Origin of the sequence: Roseibacterium elongatum DSM 19469 (assembly GCF_000590925.1) — a bacterium.
GTDB classification, from domain to species: domain Bacteria; phylum Pseudomonadota; class Alphaproteobacteria; order Rhodobacterales; family Rhodobacteraceae; genus Roseibacterium; species Roseibacterium elongatum.
Genome location: NZ_CP004372.1, coordinates 2,456,263 through 2,473,712, shown reverse-complemented (window position 1 = coordinate 2,473,712; position 17,450 = coordinate 2,456,263). Strand labels below are relative to the sequence as shown.

At 66.8% G+C, this 17,450-nt stretch carries 17 protein-coding genes; 9 read left to right on the top strand and 8 right to left on the bottom strand.

Annotated elements, in window-relative coordinates:
• Nucleotides 1-362 precede the first annotated feature (362 nt).
• From ROSELON_RS12060 to purC, 6 genes are read right to left on the bottom strand one after another with little or no spacing between them, the layout of a single operon-like run.
• Complete coding sequence (locus tag ROSELON_RS12060) at nucleotides 363-1,679, bottom strand: sigma-54-dependent transcriptional regulator (RefSeq protein ID WP_025312633.1); 1,317 nt, start codon at nucleotides 1,677-1,679, stop codon at nucleotides 363-365.
• Nucleotides 1,680-1,705: 26 nt separating this feature from the next.
• Complete coding sequence (locus tag ROSELON_RS12055) at nucleotides 1,706-3,490, bottom strand: sensor histidine kinase (RefSeq protein ID WP_025312632.1); 1,785 nt, start codon at nucleotides 3,488-3,490, stop codon at nucleotides 1,706-1,708.
• 60 nt (nucleotides 3,491-3,550) lie between these two features.
• Nucleotides 3,551-4,219: a phosphoribosylformylglycinamidine synthase subunit PurQ gene (purQ, locus tag ROSELON_RS12050; RefSeq protein WP_025312631.1), complete on the bottom strand. Its 669-nt coding sequence runs from the start codon at nucleotides 4,217-4,219 to the stop codon at nucleotides 3,551-3,553.
• A 15-nt stretch (nucleotides 4,220-4,234) separates the two neighbouring features.
• A complete protein-coding gene (locus tag ROSELON_RS12045; RefSeq protein ID WP_025312630.1) occupies nucleotides 4,235-5,275 on the bottom strand; it encodes a zinc-binding dehydrogenase in 1,041 nt (346 codons plus the stop codon).
• Complete coding sequence (gene purS / locus ROSELON_RS12040) at nucleotides 5,275-5,505, bottom strand: phosphoribosylformylglycinamidine synthase subunit PurS (RefSeq protein WP_025312629.1); 231 nt, start codon at nucleotides 5,503-5,505, stop codon at nucleotides 5,275-5,277. The genes ROSELON_RS12045 and purS overlap by 1 nt, the downstream gene beginning before the upstream one ends.
• Nucleotides 5,506-5,560: 55 nt before the next feature.
• Nucleotides 5,561-6,322, bottom strand: a complete 762-nt coding sequence (gene purC / locus ROSELON_RS12035) for a phosphoribosylaminoimidazolesuccinocarboxamide synthase (protein WP_025312628.1) — start codon at nucleotides 6,320-6,322, stop codon at nucleotides 5,561-5,563.
• Between the two features lie 186 nt (nucleotides 6,323-6,508).
• Here purC and ROSELON_RS12030 point away from each other — a divergent pair, with 186 nt between their 5' ends.
• Both ROSELON_RS12030 and bmt read left to right on the top strand, forming a co-directional pair.
• Nucleotides 6,509-6,823 carry a DUF1476 domain-containing protein gene (locus ROSELON_RS12030; protein ID WP_025312627.1) on the top strand — a complete coding sequence of 105 codons (315 nt, stop codon included), beginning with the start codon at nucleotides 6,509-6,511 and terminating at the stop codon, nucleotides 6,821-6,823.
• A gap of 142 nt (nucleotides 6,824-6,965) precedes the next feature.
• Nucleotides 6,966-7,982 (top strand): betaine--homocysteine S-methyltransferase, encoded by a 1,017-nt coding sequence (bmt, locus tag ROSELON_RS12025; RefSeq protein ID WP_025312626.1) that lies wholly within the window; start codon nucleotides 6,966-6,968, stop codon nucleotides 7,980-7,982.
• Here the strand turns inward: bmt and ROSELON_RS12020 are convergent.
• Both ROSELON_RS12020 and ROSELON_RS12015 read right to left on the bottom strand, forming a co-directional pair.
• Nucleotides 7,979-8,593, bottom strand: a complete 615-nt coding sequence (locus tag ROSELON_RS12020) for an SAM-dependent methyltransferase (protein ID WP_025312625.1) — start codon at nucleotides 8,591-8,593, stop codon at nucleotides 7,979-7,981. The two genes, bmt and ROSELON_RS12020, sit on opposite strands and share 4 nt — an antisense overlap.
• A gap of 137 nt (nucleotides 8,594-8,730) precedes the next feature.
• Nucleotides 8,731-9,798 carry a PA0069 family radical SAM protein gene (locus ROSELON_RS12015; RefSeq protein WP_245605345.1) on the bottom strand — a complete coding sequence of 356 codons (1,068 nt, stop codon included), beginning with the start codon at nucleotides 9,796-9,798 and terminating at the stop codon, nucleotides 8,731-8,733.
• A gap of 167 nt (nucleotides 9,799-9,965) precedes the next feature.
• On the opposite strand from ROSELON_RS12015, the gene ROSELON_RS12010 reads away from it, so the two are divergent.
• The 7 genes from ROSELON_RS12010 to ROSELON_RS17555 all read left to right on the top strand — a co-directional run bounded on the left by ROSELON_RS12010 (nucleotide 9,966) and on the right by ROSELON_RS17555 (nucleotide 17,376).
• On the top strand, nucleotides 9,966-10,673 hold the full coding sequence (locus tag ROSELON_RS12010) for a corrinoid protein (RefSeq protein WP_025312623.1): 708 nt from the start codon (nucleotides 9,966-9,968) through the stop codon (nucleotides 10,671-10,673).
• 134 nt (nucleotides 10,674-10,807) lie between these two features.
• Complete coding sequence (locus ROSELON_RS12005; protein ID WP_025312622.1) at nucleotides 10,808-11,542, top strand: metallophosphoesterase; 735 nt, start codon at nucleotides 10,808-10,810, stop codon at nucleotides 11,540-11,542.
• Nucleotides 11,542-12,618 (top strand): EamA family transporter, encoded by a 1,077-nt coding sequence (locus ROSELON_RS12000; protein WP_051508408.1) that lies wholly within the window; start codon nucleotides 11,542-11,544, stop codon nucleotides 12,616-12,618. The genes ROSELON_RS12005 and ROSELON_RS12000 overlap by 1 nt, the downstream gene beginning before the upstream one ends.
• A complete protein-coding gene (locus tag ROSELON_RS11995) occupies nucleotides 12,615-13,244 on the top strand; it encodes a DUF1638 domain-containing protein (protein ID WP_025312621.1) in 630 nt (209 codons plus the stop codon). Before ROSELON_RS12000 ends, ROSELON_RS11995 begins: the two co-directional genes overlap by 4 nt.
• 322 nt (nucleotides 13,245-13,566) lie before the next feature.
• On the top strand, nucleotides 13,567-14,469 hold the full coding sequence (locus ROSELON_RS11990) for a DMT family transporter (protein ID WP_025312620.1): 903 nt from the start codon (nucleotides 13,567-13,569) through the stop codon (nucleotides 14,467-14,469).
• 43 nt (nucleotides 14,470-14,512) lie between these two features.
• Nucleotides 14,513-15,790: a phosphopyruvate hydratase gene (eno, locus tag ROSELON_RS11985; protein WP_025312619.1), complete on the top strand. Its 1,278-nt coding sequence runs from the start codon at nucleotides 14,513-14,515 to the stop codon at nucleotides 15,788-15,790.
• A 146-nt stretch (nucleotides 15,791-15,936) separates the two neighbouring features.
• Nucleotides 15,937-17,376 (top strand): sensor histidine kinase, encoded by a 1,440-nt coding sequence (locus ROSELON_RS17555; RefSeq protein WP_025312618.1) that lies wholly within the window; start codon nucleotides 15,937-15,939, stop codon nucleotides 17,374-17,376.
• Nucleotides 17,377-17,450: the final 74 nt, after the last annotated feature.

The window sequence follows — 17,450 nt, the reverse complement described above, 5'->3', positions numbered from 1 at the left end:
CCCTTCGTCCGATATATGCGTCGCGCCGTTGCATCGCGTCCGTGACTCCGGCGTTCAGGTCCAATCCTGACCGCCAATACATGCCCCCGCACGCGGCTGGGGACGGTTTCAATGGGCCGAAGGGCTGACACGCGCTCGGGCCCGAGTGACCTGCTGCCCCCCGATCGTGGCGGGGTTTGTCGCGCGGCGACGGACGGGTGCAGAGAAACTGTGTGACCGGTCGCCTGTGCGACCGTATCTTCACATTAGGGGATGGAATGCGGCAATGACAATGCAGAAACGTGAATTTCGTGCATGGATGCACGAGACGCGGGGATGATCGGCCGGCTTCGCAGCGGCGCGACGGCCGATCCGGCCCGCAATCACAGGTAGTCCGACCGGCTGAGCCCGTATTTCGCCATCTTTTCGTTCAGCGTCCGCCGGGGCAGGCACAACTCCTCCATCACCGCCGAGATCGAGCCCTTGTGACGGCGCATCGTGTTGTCGATCAGCATCCGCTCGAACGCCTCGACATATTCCTTCAAGGGCTTGCCCTCGGTGGTGATGGTCGGCCCCGTCGCTTCGTTATCGGCCATCAGGAGCGAGGTGATCGAGCCCGAGCCGCGGCGATTCTGCAGCACCGCCCGTTCCGCGATGTTCACCAACTGCCGCACATTGCCCGGCCAGGGCGCCTGCAACAGTTGTGCCGCCTCCTGCGCGGTGACCTGCGGCGCGTCACAGCCGTATTCCTCGGCGAATTGCTCCGACATGCGGTTGAAAAGCGTCAGAATATCCTCGCCGCGGGCGCGCAGGGGCGGGCAGACGATGGTCATGGCCGACAGACGGAAAAACAGGTCGGGCCGCAACACATCCTCGAGCGTCTGGCCCTGCGCGTGCTGGTTGCAGATCGCCAGGATCCGGGTCTGCGGCGGGGTTTCCTGTTCGTTGATGAAGGTCAGCAGGCGCGATTGCAACGCGTTGGGCAGCGCCTCGATATCTTCCAGGCACAGGGTTCCGCCGCGCGCCTCCTCGACCAATGGCAGGCCCTCGTCGGGGGCCGGGCCGAACAGCCGGGCGGCAAGATCGGCCTCGTCATAGGCCGAGCACGAGATGGTGATGAGTTTCTTGGCGGCCCGCGGGCCGACGGCATGCAGCGCATGGGCCACCAGCGTCTTGCCGGTGCCGGTTTCGCCGTCGATCAGCACGTGGCTGTCGGCCTGACCCAGATCGAGAATGTCCTCGCGCAGGCGCTCCATCTCGGGGGACGAGCCGATGAGCTTTTTCATCAGCACCTTGCCGTCACTGAGTTCGCGGCGCAGCGCGCGATTGTCCAGCGTCAGGCGACGCTGGGTGCTGGCCCGTTTGGCCAGTTCGGTCATCCGGTCGGGGTTGAAGGGCTTTTCCAGGAAATCATAGGCGCCAATCCGCATCGCCTCGACCGCCATGGGCACGTCGCCATGGCCCGTGATCAGGATCACGGGCAGGCCGCTGTCCTGCGCCATCAACCGCTTGAGCAGCGTGACCCCGTCCATGCCGGGCATCTTGACGTCGGTGACGACCACGCCCGGATAATCCGCGCCGATCCCCTTGAGCGCATCCTCGCCCGAGGCGTAGGTCTCGGTCTCGAAGCCGGAAAGCGACAGCCACTGGCTGATCGACTGCCGCATGTCCTGCTCGTCATCCACGATCGCGATTTTCATTGCGGCCCCTTCCTTGTTCGTTGCCGTCACGCCCCTGACCCGTCGTCATCCGCATCGGCCGGCCGGTCGCCCAGGCGCGGCAGGCGCACCTCGAACACCGCGCCATCGCCCGCACTGTTGCGCGCGGTCAGTCTGCCGCCAAGGTCCGACACGATACCGGACGAAATGGCAAGGCCCAGCCCGACGCCCTCGCCGGGTTTCTTGGTGGTATAGAACGGCTCGAACAGGGTTTCGAGATCGTCGATGCCGCTGCCGCTGTCGCGCACGCTCAGCACCGCCTCGTCGCCTTCGGCGATGATCAGGTCCAATTCGCGACGGTCGCTTTCCTTCATCGCGTCCAGCGCGTTCCTGAGCAGGTTGATCACCACCTGCTCCAGCCGCAGCCGGTCGGCCAGCACCATCACCGGGCGGCGCGGCATGCTTTGCGTGATCTCGACATCGCTGGAGCGCAGTTGCGGCTCCATCATGGTGATCGCGCCCTTCAACGCCTCGCGCAGATCGACGGGTTCGAGCGCATCGCCGCCCTTGCGCGCATAGGATTTCAACTGCCGCGTGATCGCGCCCATCCGTTCGATCAGGTCGTCGATCCGTTGGAACGAGGACGCCGCCTCGTCCACGCGGCGGCGCTGCAGCAACAAACGCGCGCCCGCCAGATACGTCTTCATGGCCGCAAGGGGCTGGTTCAACTCGTGGCTGACCGCGGCCGACATCTCGCCCAGGGCGGCCAGTTTCTGGCTCTGGGCCAGGCTTTGCTCGGCCTCTTCCAGCGTCTTTTCGACCCTCTGACGCTCGGCGATTTCGCGCTGCAGACGGACGTTCAGACGCCGCAGTTCGGCCGACTCGCGTTGCAGCACCACCGATTGCAGGCGCGCGCGGCGGCTGAGGACATAGAACGCGCCGGCCAGCAGCAGGGCAAATCCCATGATTTCCAGCGCCAGCACCGAATTCACGCGCTCGCGCACCGAGGCATAGGCCGTATAGCTGACGATGCGCCAGCCCCGGAACGAGATGCGGCTTTGCAGGCGGATCGTGTCATCCCCGAAAAAATAGGGACGCGGATCGCCAAAGGCCCAGTCGCCCGTCGCCTCGAGCGCGCGCTGGATCGCGTTGGGGGCCGGCTGACGTTCGAGGGCCTCGTCCTCGGTCAACCCGCGCCAGCGCGGTTCGGTGGACAAGATGATCTGGCCGGTGCTGTCGGTCAGGAACACCGCCTCGGAGGTGCCGCGCCATCGCTCGACGATCCGCGCCAGGTCGACCTCGACCAGGATGACACCCAGCAGGCGGTTGTCCAGTTCGACCCGGCGCGAGAAGGTAAAGCCGAACACCCCCGATTCCGACTGCGAGATGTTGAAAACCGTATCCGAGGACCGCAGGGCCGAAACGAAATAGGGCTCGGACGACCGCAATTCCGACAGGCGCTGGCGGTCGGTGGCTGCAACGACGCGGCCCTCGCGGCTCAGCAGCATCAGCGACGCGGCCCCGATCTCTTCGACAAAGGAAATCAGGTGGGCGGAAGTATTGGAATATTCGTTCTGTTCGAGCGAGCGGATCAGCACCGGATCGCGCGACAGCAAAAGCGGGACAACCGAATGGCGCTGCACCTCGGACAGGATCGACCCTGAATAGAGCGCAAGCCGCAGTTCAGCCCGGTTGCGCGTGGTCTCGGTGAACCGTTCGGTGAGCAGGATGTTGGACACCCAGACCACCGCCACGGCCACCGACAGAAACAAAAGCATGGTCAGGCGCGTCACCCAGGGGCGGCCCACCCTGTTGCGACGGCTGGCTGAAGGGGCGCTGTCTGTCACGCTCATGGGGGTCAGGTTACGCCAGCGGGGGCATGGCGCTCAACCCTCGGCTGCCGCGCGCCCGGCTCAGGCCGCGACCAGCGCTGCGGCGAGGCTGGCAAACAGGACCCCGCCGTCGGTATTGCCATGGGCCGCATCCACCGCGCGTTCGGGATGCGGCATCAGCCCCAGCACCCGCCGATTCTCGGACAGAACCCCGGCGATATGAGCGACCGAGCCGTTCGGATTGCCCTCATAGGCAAAGGCGATCCGGTCCTCGGCCTGCAACCGCGCGAGGCCCGCGTCGTCGATCTGGTAGTTGCCGTCATGATGGGCGACGGGCAACGCGATCTCCTGACCCGGCTTGTAGGCATTGGTAAAGGGGCTGTCGGTCGTGGCGACAGTCAGCGGCTGCATCCTGCAGGTGAATTTCAGCCCCGCGTTGCGCATCAGAACGCCCGGCAGCAGCCGCGTTTCGCACAGCACCTGGAACCCGTTGCAGATGCCCAGAACATGCCCGCCACGTTCCGCGAACCCGGCCACGGCGCGCATGATCGGCGATTGCGCGGCAATGGCCCCGCACCGCAGGTAGTCGCCATAGGAAAACCCGCCCGGCACGCCGACAATATCCAGCCCCTCGGGCAGATCGGTGTCCTTGTGCCAGACCATCTGCGTGTCGAACCCCGCCTGTCGGAAGGCCACGGCAAGGTCGCGGTCGCAGTTGGAGCCGGGAAAGACGAGAACGGCGGCACGCATGGTCGAAACTCCTGATCAGGCGGTGAAATCGGTGATGACGGCCACGCCCGGCGGCGCGGCGCGGTCGAAAAGCTCAAGCTCGGCGGTCGCATCGGACAGGCCCACGCGGCGCGCGATCATCGGCGAGAGGTCCAGATCCGTTGCGGTGAGGAAATCGAGCAGCGAGGGGTAGCGATGGGCCGGCATCCCGCGCGTGCCATAGATGGCAAGCTGGCCGGAATAGACGGCATCCCACGGCAGGTCCATCCGCAGATGATCGCCCGCCGGCATGCCGACCTGAACCATGCGCCCCAGCTTTCGGCAGGATGTCAACGCGTTCTCGGTCGTTGTCGTGACGCCCAACGCCTCGACAGACAGGTGGACGCCGCCGCCCGTGGCCTCGCGCATGGCGCCCGTCGGGTCGTCGCCGCGCGCATCGATCACCACCTCGGCCCCCAGCGCGCGGGCCTGCGCCAGCTTCTCGGGTACGACATCGGCCAGCGCCACGCGCGCGCCCATCGCCCGGCCCAGCATCAGGGCCGCGATGCCCACGCCGCCACCGCCCCAGATACCCAGCCATTCGCCGGGCCTGAGCGCGGCACGCCCCGTCAGCGCATGCCAGGCCGTCGTCACGCGGCATCCCAGCGCCGCGGCAAGTGCCGGGTCCATCCCCTCGGGCAGGCGCGTGAGATTGGCATCGGCATGGGCGACCGCGACACGCTCGGCATAGGCGCCGTCACAGGTGAAACCGGGCAGCACTTGTGTCGCACAGATCGTCTGCTGCCCCGCTTGGCAGTCGGGGCAGGCGCCGCAGGCCAGAATGAAGGGCGCGATCACGCGGTCGCCCACACGCCAGCAGCGCGTCTCAGGGCCGGTTTCGACCACCACGCCGCAATATTCGTGGCCGGGGATATGGGGCAGATCGACCGGGTCGCCCCCGGTCCAGACATGCCAGTCGGACCGGCAGATGCCGCAAGCCAGCACCTCAAGCACAACCCCGTCGCGGGGACAAACCGGGTCGGGCGCGCGGCCGATCTCAAGTGGCTGGCGCCAGCCGGTCAGCCGCGCCGCCCGCATCAGGCGATCTCCACCCGGTAGCTTTCGATCACGGTATTGGCGAGCAGCTTTTCGCACATGTCGGTCACCTGCGCCTCGGTCGTGCCGGGCGCCAGGTCCAGCTCGATCACCTTGCCCTGGCGCACGCCTTCGACCCCGTCGAAGCCCATCGCGCCGAGCGCGGATTTCACCGCCTCGCCCTGCGGGTCCAGAACACCGGGTTTCAACATCACGGTCACGGTGGCCTTCATCGCCCCTGCCCTTCCCTTTTGCAGTCTCATGCACGACCCCGGCGGGGCAGCGCGGTCAATTGATCAGCGTCGGCTTGGTCGGGCCGGCTTCGCGCTGCGGCATGACACCCAGCCGGCGCGCCACCTCGGTATAGGCGTCGGCCAGATTGCCCAGATCGCGGCGGAACACGTCCTTGTCGAGCTTCTGGCCGGTCTCGATATCCCACAGGCGGCAGCTGTCTGGGCTGATCTCGTCGGCCACGATCAGGCGCATGTAATCGCCGTCCCAAATGCGGCCGATCTCGATCTTGAAATCGACCAGCTTGATGCCGACGCCCAGAAACAGGCCCGACAGGAAATCGTTCACCCGCAATCCCAGCGACACCATGTCGTCGAGATCCTGCTGCGTCGCCCAACCGAAGGCGAGGATATGCTCTTCGGCCACCAGCGGATCGCCCAGAGCGTCATCCTTGAAATAGAATTCGACGATCGGGCGCGGCAGGGGCGTGCCCTCCTCGATGCCGAGACGCTTGGCAAGGGACCCGGCGGCGACGTTGCGCACGACCACTTCCAGCGGAATGATCTCGACGGCGCGGATCAACTGCTCGCGCATGTTGATGCGCTTGATGAAATGGGTCGGCACGCCGATGCTGTTCAAGCCGGTCATGAAAAACTCGCTCAGACGGTTGTTCAGAACGCCCTTGCCCTCGATGGTGGCGCGCTTCTCCGCGTTGAAGGCGGTGGCATCGTCCTTGAAATACTGGACGAACGTGCCCGGTTCGGGGCCTTCGTACAGGACCTTGGCCTTGCCTTCATAGACCTTCTTGCGCCGTGCCATGGACAGGTTCTCCCGGGGAAAAGCGAAAAAAGCGGCGATGCCTTGCGCGACACGCCGCCCTTTCCCCGAGCCTATAGGCCAAAGCGCGGAGTGTCGCAAGGCGCGGTGAAGATCGCGGCTTGCGGGCGGGGGGCAGAGCCACGTATTGTCGCGCTCAAACGCCCCATTCGGACGCAGGAGACACCGATGACGACCTTCGACGACCGCGAAAGCGCCTTCGAGAACAAATTCGCCCATGACGAGGAAATGAAATTCAAGGCCGAGGCCCGCCGCAACAAGCTGATGGGTCTGTGGGTGGCCGACATCCTGGGCAAGACGGGCACCGAGGCCGAAGAGTATGCCAAATCGGTCGTTCTGGCAGATTTCGAAGAGGCCGGCCATGAGGACGTCATGCGCAAGGTGATGGGCGATCTGGGCGACAAGGTCAGCGAAACCGACGTGCGCAAAAAATATGACGAGCTTCTGGCCGTCGCCAAGGGGCAGCTGCTGGAAGAGAACTGAGTTCGGCCCGTGCCAGGATCCGGCCCCGCGCGGACGCGGGGCCGTTTTCGTTTCCGGTGGCCGGATCCGGCGATCGGGCCCTTGTGCCGCGACATCACGCAGCTCACGTCAGGATGACGCAAAAGATCGGAGAGAAAGCTCGATGACCAATGCCCTGAGCGACATGCTGGAAACCCGTGACTGGCTGATGGCCGACGGGGCCACCGGCACCACCTTGTTCAACATGGGCCTGCAATCGGGCGACTCGCCCGAATTGTGGAACACCGACCATCCCGACCGGATCGCCGAGTTGTACCGGGGCGCGGTGGACGCGGGCTCGGACCTGTTTCTGACCAATTCCTTCGGCGGCACCGCAGCGCGGCTGAAGCTGCATGATGCCCAGGACCGGGTGGGCGAGCTGAACCGCGCCGCCGCCGAGATCGGGCGCGAGGTCGCCGACCGCGCCGACCGCAACGTGATCGTCGCCGGCTCGATGGGACCAACGGGCGAGATCATGGCGCCGATGGGCACCCTGACCCACGAGAGCGCCGTCGAGATGTTCCATGAACAGGCGGAGGGGCTGAAAGAGGGCGGCGCCGATATCGTCTGGGTCGAGACGATCAGCGCGCCCGAGGAATACGCCGCCGCCGCCGAAGGGGCGCGGCTGGCCGGCATCGACTGGTGTGGCACGATGAGCTTTGACACCGCGGGCCGCACGATGATGGGGTTCACCTCGGCCGATCTGGCCGCGCTGGTGGAACGGATCGACCCCGCCCCGATCGCTTATGGCGCGAATTGCGGCGTGGGCGCGTCGGACCTGATGCGCACCGTGCTGGGGTTCCGCGCGGCCGGCAGCGAGCGGCCGATCATCGCCAAGGGCAATGCCGGCATCCCGAAATACGAGGACGGGCATATCCACTACGACGGCACGCCCGAGTTGATGGCCCGCTACGCCGTCATGGCACGCGATGCGGGGGCCACGATCATCGGCGGGTGTTGTGGCACCACGCCCGCGCACCTCCGGGCCATGCGCGCCGCGCTTGAAGAGACCCCGCGCGGCCAAGCCCCGACGCTGGAGCAGATTGCCGCCGCCCTGGGCGCGTTCTCGTCCGGGTCGGACGGCACCGATCGCGACAGCCCCAAGCGCAGCCGCGGCGGCCGCAGACGGGCCCGCAACTAGGCCGCGCCGCCGTCACCGGGCTTGCGCGCGATCAGATCGACAAGGGCGGACAGGCCGTTGTGACCGATGCCTTCGTCGATTTCGGCGTCGTAATCGGCAAGGCGCAGGATCTCCCACCCGTCGAAAGCGGCCTGTAGCTGGGGGGCGGTATACATGTTCGCGGCATCGGGTGGACCGCCCGTGCCATAGCCGACCTGCCGCGGCGCATAGCCATGCAGCAGCATCAGGCCACCAGGGCGGGTCGCGCGGGCCATGTCGGCGAGCATGCGGTCGCGCGCCGGCGGACCGAGAAACTGGATGAAGATGCCGACAACCGCGTCGAACGCGCGTGACCAATCCCAGGCGTCGATGTCGGCGACGTTGAAATCAACATGCACCCCGCGCGTTGCGGCGAGGTTTCGGGCCTTTTCGACGGCGACGGCACTGCCATCGAAAGCGGTGACCGCGTGGCCCAACCCGGCCAGATGCACGGAATTGCGCCCCTCGCCATCCGCCACGCAGAGAACGCGACGGCCCGGCCCGAGGACATGCGCCCGGTCTGCAAGGAACCCCGCCGGCGCGGTTCCGTAAACATAGTCGTCGCGGTCGAACCGCGCATCCCAGCCCGTCATGAGCCGTCTCCTGTCGCGTTTCGTGAGGCAGGTAAAGCGACGACGACGCTGGGACAAGGTTGTTTTTCTCGAGAAAAACGGACCGGAAAACCCCCGGTTTTCCGCTCCGGAGATCTCGAGATTTCCGTCCCCTGCCGTCACAGCAACGGCAGTTGATCGCCCGGACGCGGCGGGCGATGAAACAGGTCGCAGCGCAGGCGCGGCTGTTCGGTATCGAGGCCCAGCGCCCGTGTCGCCCGGGCAAAGCGCTGCTGGATCAGGTCGGCCCAAATCCCCTGCCCTTTCAGGCGCTTGCCCCATTCGGGATCATAGTCGCGCCCGCCATGCATATCGCGGATCTTGGTCATGACGCGCCCGGCGCGGTCGGGGTGGTGTTCGGCCAGCCAATCGGCCCAAAGACCCGCCACCTCGCGCGGCAGGCGCAGCGGGATGGTCGAGGCCGCCACCGCGCCGGCGTCGCGCGCCGCGCTCAGGATTGCTTCGAGCTCGTGGTCGGTCAGACCGGGCACGAGGGGCGCGGCCATGACCCGCACGGGGCAACCCGCCCTCGTCAGCGTTTCGATGGCGCGCAGACGGTGCGCGGGCGCGGGCGCGCGCGGCTCCATCCGGCGCGACAGATCAGGGTCCAGCGTGGTGATCGAGATGCCCGCGCGGGCAAGCCCCGCCTGCCCCATCTCGCCCAGGAGATCCGCGTCGCGCTCGATCAGCGCGCCCTTGGTGACCACAGCGACCGGGTGGCGATACTCGGACAAGACCTGCAACAGGGCGCGCATGATCCGGCGCTCGCGTTCGATCGGTTGATACGGGTCGGTATTGGTGCCGATGGCGATGACCTTGGGCATGTAACCGGGTGCGCGCAGCTCACGCTCCAACACGCGCGGCGCCTCGGGGCGGGCGATCAGCCGGGTTTCGAAATCGAGGCCGGGCGACAGGCCCAGATAGGCATGGCTGGGGCGGGCGAAACAGTAGATGCACCCGTGCTCGCAGCCACGATAGGGGTTGATCGAGCGGTCGAAACTCAGATCGGGCGAGGTGTTGCGCGTGATGACCTTGCTCGGCACTTCGTCGGCAACCTCGGTGCGCAACAGCGGCGCGTCCGCGCCGCCGCCATGCCAGCCATCGGCCTCGACCACACGATCGTAGCGTTCGAACCGTCCGGCATGATTGGCCGTCGCCGCGCGCCCGCGCCGGCGGGTCGTTGCCATGTCGGGGTCATGCACCATGCCTTAAAACTAGAACATACCATGAACGTTTGCAATGGCAGGTCGCGGCCCGCTGGAACCATGTCGCAAACCGCCATGTGCGGTCGCGGCAAATGCCTACCTATCCTTTCAGGGACATGGGGCCATGCCCGCATCAAGGAGACGCGCAGATGTCCGAGGAAGAAGACGACATCATCCTGTCGGAGCTGGATGACGAGGAGCTCGTCCAGCAGATGTTCGACGACCTCTATGACGGGTTGAAGGACGAGATCGAGGAGGCGGTTCACATCCTGCTGGACCGCGGATGGGAACCCTACCGCATCCTGACCGAGGCGCTGGTGGGCGGCATGACCATCGTGGGCAACGACTTTCGCGACGGGATCCTGTTTGTCCCCGAGGTCTTGATGGCGGCGGGCGCGATGAAGGGCGGCATGGCGATCCTCAAGCCGCTGCTGGCCGAAACGGGGGCCCCGCGCATCGGCAAGATGGTCATCGGCACGGTCAAGGGCGACATCCACGATATCGGCAAGAACCTTGTGTCGATGATGATGGAGGGCGCGGGCTTCGAGGTGGTGGATCTGGGCATCAACAACCCGGTCGAAACCTATCTCGAGGCGCTGGAGACCGAAGCGCCGGATATTCTGGGCATGTCGGCGCTGCTGACCACCACGATGCCCTACATGAAGGTCGTCATCGACACGTTGTGCGAAAAGGGCATTCGCGACGACTACATCGTTCTGGTCGGCGGCGCGCCGCTGAACGAGGAATTCGGCCGCGCGATCGGGGCCGACGCCTATTGCCGCGACGCCGCCGTCGCGGTCGAGACGGCCAAGGACTTCGTCCTGCGCAAACACAACCAGATGGCCGCCGGCGCCTGACGCGCCGGTGCGGATCGTCCCGAGACGGGCGGCGCATCCGGGGCGCGGGCCTTTTCGTTTCGCGGGGCGGACCTTCTGAGAGCGCGCGCCGCTTTGGGCTTGCAGGCGGCGTGTCATAGGTCTTTTGTCGCCCCATGACCGTCTATGCCATTGGCGATATCCACGGACACCTGACCAAGCTGCGCGCGGCGCACGCCCGCGTCGACGCGGACCGTGCCGCCCATGGCACCGACACAGCGCCGTTGATCCATATCGGCGATCTGGTGGATCGCGGACCGGACAGCGCCTGCGTGATTGCCTGCCTGATGCGCCTGCAGGCGCGCGATCCGCGCATCGTCACGCTGACGGGCAATCATGACGCCATGTTCCTCCGCTGGCTCGAGACCGGCCCCGGCCCCGATCCGCGCGACCCGCCGCATGTGCGCTACCTCTCCGACAAGGCCGGCGGCGGGGCAACGCTGGCCTCCTACGATGTCGATCCGACAGGGCCGCCCGACGAGGTCCATGACGAGGCCGTCGCCCGCATCCCGCGCGGCCATCGCGATTTCCTTGCGGGATTGCCGCGCTGGCACCGCGCGGGCGACTGCCTGTTCGTGCATGCGGGCCTCCGCCCCGGCATCCTGGTCGAGGACCAGGACCCCGAGGATCTGATCTGGATTCGCGACGCGTTTCTCGAGGATCCCCGCGATCACGGGGCCCTGGTTGTGCATGGTCACACGCCGGTCGATACCGTGACACATATGGACAACCGCCTCGCCATCGACACGGGCGCAGCTTATGGCGGCCCGTTATCGGCCGTCGCAATCGAGGGGCGCGAGGTGTTCCTTTTGACGGAGGACGGCCGCGTACCCGTCCCGCGCCCGCGCTGATGCCCGCGCGCGATCTGGTCCTCGTGATGGTGGTCGTCCTCGCCTGGGGGTCGAATTTCACCGCGATGAAGATCGGGCTTCAGGAGCTTCCGCCGCTGCTCTTCGTGGGGTTGCGTTTCGCGATCCTATTGCCGCTCCTGGCATTTTTCCGCCGCCCCGCGCCGTGGTGGACGATCCTGGGCGTCGGGGCCTTCATCAACACCGGCCAGTTCGCGTTTCTGTTCAGCGCGATGCGGGACGATGCGACGGCGGGGCTGGCCAGCCTGATCCTGCAAAGCCAGGCCCCGATCACCATCATCCTGGCCGCGATCTTCTTTCGCGAACGGGTGCGCGGCGTGCAGACGGTGGGCATCGCGCTGGCCTGTGCCGGCCTGGCGCTTTTCGGGATCGCGGGGGGAGGGAATGTCACGCTCTGGGGTCTTGTACTGATCTTGACCGGGGCGCTCTCCTGGGCCTGTGGCAACCTCGTGCTTCGCAAATCGCCCGGCGTGAGCATGACGGCGCTGTTCGTCTGGGCCAGCCTGGTGCCGCCCTTGCCGATGCTCGGGCTGTCCATGGCGTGGGAGGGGGGCGACCCGGTCGGCCAGATTGCCGCGCTCAGCCTGGGGGGCTGGCTGGCGGTGGCCTACGTGGCCTTCATCTCGACGGTGCTGGGCTTCTCGATCTGGGGCAATCTGTTGTCGCGGCACCCGGGCGGCCCTGGTCACCCCTTTTGCGCTCTTGATCCCGGTCGTGGGCCTGTCGGTGGCCGCTGTGGTTCTGGGCGAGACGATCACCGGCGGCGAGGCGCTGGCCGCCCTCGTGGTGCTGTCGGGCCTGATCCTCGCCGTTCTGGGGCCACGTTTCGTCGCGCGGTGACCTTCCCGCGCGGCGGTGCCCGCCCCATATTGGGCGCGAGAGAGGAGTCGCCCATGCCCCCTGCCCGTTTCGCCCTGATCCTTGGCCTTGTGATCGCCGCCGGCGGCCTGACCGTAGCCCTTGCGGCCTGGGCCGGCCCGGTTGCGGGCAGCGCCGGCATGGCGCTTGTCATGGTCATCGCCCTGATCGCCCGCGCAGCCCTTGGGCGCGGCGCGTGACGCGGCTCGACGACATCGCCTTGACCGAACATGGGCTGTCGCCCGCGGGCCGGGGCCGGGTTCTGCTGATCGGCTGCGGCGCGCTGGCCCGCGACGTGCTCGCCTTGAAGACCGCCCATGGGTGGGACCATCTCGACCTCGCCTGCCTGCCGGCGATCCTGCACAACCACCCCGAGAAGATCCCCGATGCCGTCGCGCAGGAGGTCGCGGCGAACAGGGGCGCGTATGCGCAGATCTTCGTGCTTTACGCCGATTGCGGCACGGGCGGCCTGTTGCAGGCGCGCTGTGCCGAGCTGGGCGTCGAGATGCTGGAAGGTCCGCATTGCTACAGCTTTTTCGAGGGTAACGACGCCTTCGCCGCGCGCGGCGAGATGACGGCTTTTTACCTGACGGATTTCCTGGTGCGCCAGTTCGACGCCTTCGTGACGCGCCCTCTCGGCCTCGACCGGCACCCGCAGTTGCGGGACGTGTATTTCGGAAACTACGAGAAACTGGTCTATCTGGCCCAAACCAACGACCCGGAGCTGACGCAAAAGGCGCGGGCCTGCGCCCTGCGGCTGGGGCTGGATTTCGAGCGGCGTGTCACCGGGCACGGGGATCTCGAAACAGCCTTGCGGCGGCTCTGAGTGCCAAGAGGGATTGCGCCGGGCCTGCGGCCCGTCGCCCCGCGCGGGCTGCGCCCGCGTGTGGGGGCGTCTGCCCCCGCCGCCTGCGGCGGCTCCCCCGGCATGTTTTTCTGGATAAAGATGAGGATAGAGCACGGGATTGGGTCGATACCGGATCGCGTGTCGGAGGCCGGGCGGCGCGGATAGACGCCTGCCAAGGGGCCGCAGAAAATTGCCGAATTTTCTGCCAGTCACGGCCGTGTTCGGGCGGGTTTGGTGCGACTGGGGCTTTTGCTCGGCCGGGTGGGACTATAGGGAATCGGTGGAGCTGGAGGCGGTGTGGATGGACAATATCAAGGGCATGGCCTGGATGACATTGGCGATGCTGGCCTTTGCGCTGGCCGACATGTTCATCAAGATGACGGTCGATCGCCTGGCCGTGGGCCAGGTGATCCTGTTCTTCGGGGTTGGCGGCGCCCTGGTCTTTGGCGTTGCCGCCAGGATGCAGGGCGCACAGCTGACCTCGCCGGCCTTTTTGTCGAGGCCGGTCCTCGCGCGCAACGCCTCCGAGATCCTGGGCACCGTCTGTTTCGTCATCGCGTTGTCCAAGATCGACCTGGCGACCCTGTCGGCGGTCATCATGTCCTCGCCCCTGCTGGTCACGCTGGGGGCGGCGGTGATCCTGGGCGAGCATGTGGGCTGGCGGCGCTGGCTGGCCATCGGGATCGGGATGGTGGGTGTGCTGATCATCCTGCGCCCGGGTCTCGCCGGGTTCGAGCCGGCCGCGCTCTGGGCCGTGGGGGCGGCGATCGGGTTGTCCGGGCGCGACCTGGCCACGCGCCCGATCCCGCGCGAGGTCTCGACGCTGTTGCTGGGGTGCTGGGGCTTTGTGGCGGCCGCATCCGCGGGGGCGGCGCTGCTGGTTGCGCTTGGCGGCGCGGTGGTGCCCGACGCGTCTGAGACCGCGCAGCTTTTCGGCGCGCTGGCCTGCGCGCTGGTCGCCTATTACGCCATCACGGCGGCGATGCGCGTGGGCGAGATCGGGGTCGTGTCCCCCTTTCGCTACACGCGGCTGGTCTTTGCCTTTCTGATCGCCGCTGTCGTCTTCGGCGAGCGCCCGGATGCCTTTACCCTGATCGGCGCCGGTATCGTCATCGCCACGGGGCTTTATACCTTCTGGCGCGAGACGGCCGCGCGTCGGGCTGTGGCGACCTCGCCCCTTCCCACGGGACGCGCCGGGCGTTAGACCCTGCGGCAATCGAAACAGCCGCAAGCGGAGCTGCCCCCAAATGAGCTACATCATCGACATCCACGCGCGCGAGATCCTCGACAGCCGTGGCAACCCGACGGTCGAAGTGGACGTCACGCTGGAGGACGGCACCCTGGGCCGCGCCGCAGTCCCCTCGGGGGCCTCGACCGGCGTGCATGAGGCGGTCGAACGCCGTGATGGCGACAAGGCCCGCTACATGGGCAAGGGCGTGCAGGAGGCCGTGGCCGCCGTGAACGGCGAGATCGCCGAGGCGCTGGTGGGATTCGACGCGACCGAGCAGGAAGCCATCGACGCCGCCATGTGCGAGCTGGACGGCACCGACAACAAGGGCCGGCTGGGGGCCAATGCCATTCTGGGCGTCAGCCTTGCCACGGCCAAGGCCGCGGCCGATTTCACCGCGCAGCCGCTCTATCGCTACGTGGGCGGCACCGCCGCGCATGTCCTGCCCGTGCCGATGATGAACATCATCAATGGGGGCGAGCATGCCGACAACCCGATCGACATCCAGGAATTCATGATCATGCCGGTGGCCGCGACCTCGATCGCCGAGGCCGTGCGCATGGGCGCCGAGGTGTTCCACACCCTCAAGAAAGAGCTGTCGGCGGCCGGCCTGTCCACCGGCATCGGCGACGAGGGCGGCTTTGCCCCGAATCTCAGCTCGACCCGCGACGCGCTGGATTTCGTCCTGCGCTCGATCGAAAAGGCGGGCTACACGCCGGGCGACGACATCATGCTGGCGCTGGATTGCGCCTCGACCGAGTATTTCAAGGACGGCAGCTACGTCATGGCGGGCGAAGGCAAGACGCTGTCGGCCGAGGAAAACGTCGCCTATCTGGCGGCGCTGTGTGGCGACTACCCGATCCTGTCGATCGAGGATGGCTGCGCCGAGGATGACTGGGACGGCTGGAAGATGCTGACCGATACGCTGGGGGACCGCGTGCAACTGGTGGGCGACGATCTGTTCGTGACCAACCCCGCGCGTCTGGCCGAGGGCATCGAGAAAGGCTGCGGCAATTCCCTGCTGGTGAAGGTCAACCAGATCGGCACCCTGTCCGAGACCATGGCCGCCGTGAACATGGCCCATCGCAACCGCATGACCTGCGTGATGTCGCACCGCTCGGGCGAGACCGAGGATGCCACCATCGCCGATCTGGCGGTGGCCACGAATTGCGGGCAGATCAAGACGGGCAGCCTGGCGCGCTCGGACCGGCTGGCGAAATACAACCAGCTGATCCGTATCGAGGAATTGCTCGGCGAAACCGCCCATTACGCCGGCAAGGGCATTCTGCGCGGCTGACCTCGGGCCCCGGACCGCGACGCCGTGAAGGCCGGGCCATCGCCCGGCCTTTTCTACGTCCGCGCTGCATCAATGCTGCCGGAATCGGCCCGGATCGCCCGCTTGCTCTGGACCTTGTCGCGCAGGCGTTTCACTCTGTCGGGAAGATGACGACTGCACCCTATCCGCGCGGCTCGACCGACCGTCCGACGGCCCCCGTCCTTGCCGCCCCGCAAGGCGAGGGGGCGGCGACGCCGCGCGATTTCTCGGCGCAGATGGCCCTGTTGGTCGAGGCCGATGGCAGCCATTGGACCGAAATGATCTTTCGCTGGTCGGGGATCACGGCGGGCGGGCTGTTGGCGTGGCTCTTTTCAGGCGACTGGCTCTGCCTTGCCTGGGTGGCGGCCTATCTGTCGCTGAATGCGGTGTATCTCGCGACGCTGCATGCGGTGAAGCGGCCGGTCGCGCGGCGGCGCTATATCGCCGCCCTGTTGCTGAATTTCGCCCTTTCGGGGCTGTACACCGCCCTTCCTGTCTACCTGGTGACATTCAAGGATCCCGCGCTGCATTTCATCGGGATTGTCGGCTTCCTTGCGCTGGCTCTGCACAACCTCGTGCAGCATCGCGGCCTGGGGATCGTCGCCCTGTGGGACCAGGGGCTGATCGTGATCGGCGGCAGCGTGGTGGCACGCGAATTGTACATGAACGCCGGCAACGAGGCCGAGCAGATCATGGTCGTGACCGGGACAATGATCCTGATGGTCTATTTCCTGCTGAGCTATCGGTCGAACATCGCGGTCCACAATCGCCTGAGCCGGGCCGAGCGCCTGCGCGCCGAAGGGCAGAAGATGGAAGCGGTCGGGCGGCTTACGGGGGGCGTGGCCCATGATTTCAACAACATCCTGACGGTCATTCTGGGCAATCTCGACCTTTATCGCGAGATCGACTCGCCGGCCGAACGCGATCACCTGATCGACGAGGTCGAAAAGGCCGCCCGCCGCGCGGCGACGCTGACGGCGCAATTGCTGGCATTTTCGCGCCGCGCCACCCTGCTGCCCGAATCGATCCGGCTGGCCGGGTATCTCGATGGGCTGGGCGCGATGCTGGCCCGCGTGCTGCCCGCCAATGTCGATCTGGTCATCCGCCCCCCGGCCCCGATGCTGACGGTCCATGCAGACCCGAACCAGTTGAGCACGGCGCTGCTGAACCTCGTGATCAACGCCCGTGACGCCATGCCGGACGGGGGCCTGATCGAGATTTCCGCCGAGGCCCTGACCCTGCCCGACCCAATGGGCGACAGCCCGGCCCGCCGCGATGGAAGCCGGTTGGAGGGGACATTCTGCGCCATACGGGTCCGCGACCAGGGGACCGGCATTCCACCCGACATGCTGGACGAGGTCCTGCAGCCCTTCGTCACGACCAAACCCCTCGGTCAGGGCTCGGGGCTGGGGCTGTCGATGGTGTTGGGATTTGCCGAACAGACGCGCGGCGCCCTCTTGCTGGGGAACCGGCCGGGCGGCGGCCTCGAGGCCTCGCTGATCCTGCCATCGACAGGTCCGGCGCAAGATGGCGCGCCGATACGGGCCGGTGGCGCGCAGTCGGGCTGACGCTACGCCGCATTTGACAGACAATGGACAGGCCGGAACACTGGAAAACAGGATCGCACGGCTTTGGGAGGAGC

What these genes read in the sequence shown, in the direction of transcription:
- ROSELON_RS12060 (WP_025312633.1), bottom strand. Translation starts at nt 1,679, where the DNA reads ATGAAAATCGCGATCGTGGATGACGAGCAGGACATGCGGCAGTCGATC.
- ROSELON_RS12055 (WP_025312632.1), bottom strand. Translation starts at nt 3,490, where the DNA reads ATGAGCGTGACAGACAGCGCCCCTTCAGCCAGCCGTCGCAACAGGGTG.
- purQ (WP_025312631.1), bottom strand. Translation starts at nt 4,219, where the DNA reads ATGCGTGCCGCCGTTCTCGTCTTTCCCGGCTCCAACTGCGACCGCGAC.
- ROSELON_RS12045 (WP_025312630.1), bottom strand. Translation starts at nt 5,275, where the DNA reads ATGCGGGCGGCGCGGCTGACCGGCTGGCGCCAGCCACTTGAGATCGGC.
- purS (WP_025312629.1), bottom strand. Translation starts at nt 5,505, where the DNA reads ATGAAGGCCACCGTGACCGTGATGTTGAAACCCGGTGTTCTGGACCCG.
- purC (WP_025312628.1), bottom strand. Translation starts at nt 6,322, where the DNA reads ATGGCACGGCGCAAGAAGGTCTATGAAGGCAAGGCCAAGGTCCTGTAC.
- ROSELON_RS12030 (WP_025312627.1), top strand. Translation starts at nt 6,509, where the DNA reads ATGACGACCTTCGACGACCGCGAAAGCGCCTTCGAGAACAAATTCGCC.
- bmt (WP_025312626.1), top strand. Translation starts at nt 6,966, where the DNA reads ATGACCAATGCCCTGAGCGACATGCTGGAAACCCGTGACTGGCTGATG.
- ROSELON_RS12020 (WP_025312625.1), bottom strand. Translation starts at nt 8,593, where the DNA reads ATGACGGGCTGGGATGCGCGGTTCGACCGCGACGACTATGTTTACGGA.
- ROSELON_RS12015 (WP_245605345.1), bottom strand. Translation starts at nt 9,798, where the DNA reads ATGGCAACGACCCGCCGGCGCGGGCGCGCGGCGACGGCCAATCATGCC.
- ROSELON_RS12010 (WP_025312623.1), top strand. Translation starts at nt 9,966, where the DNA reads ATGTCCGAGGAAGAAGACGACATCATCCTGTCGGAGCTGGATGACGAG.
- ROSELON_RS12005 (WP_025312622.1), top strand. Translation starts at nt 10,808, where the DNA reads ATGACCGTCTATGCCATTGGCGATATCCACGGACACCTGACCAAGCTG.
- ROSELON_RS12000 (WP_051508408.1), top strand. Translation starts at nt 11,542, where the DNA reads ATGCCCGCGCGCGATCTGGTCCTCGTGATGGTGGTCGTCCTCGCCTGG.
- ROSELON_RS11990 (WP_025312620.1), top strand. Translation starts at nt 13,567, where the DNA reads ATGGACAATATCAAGGGCATGGCCTGGATGACATTGGCGATGCTGGCC.
- eno (WP_025312619.1), top strand. Translation starts at nt 14,513, where the DNA reads ATGAGCTACATCATCGACATCCACGCGCGCGAGATCCTCGACAGCCGT.
- ROSELON_RS17555 (WP_025312618.1), top strand. Translation starts at nt 15,937, where the DNA reads ATGACGACTGCACCCTATCCGCGCGGCTCGACCGACCGTCCGACGGCC.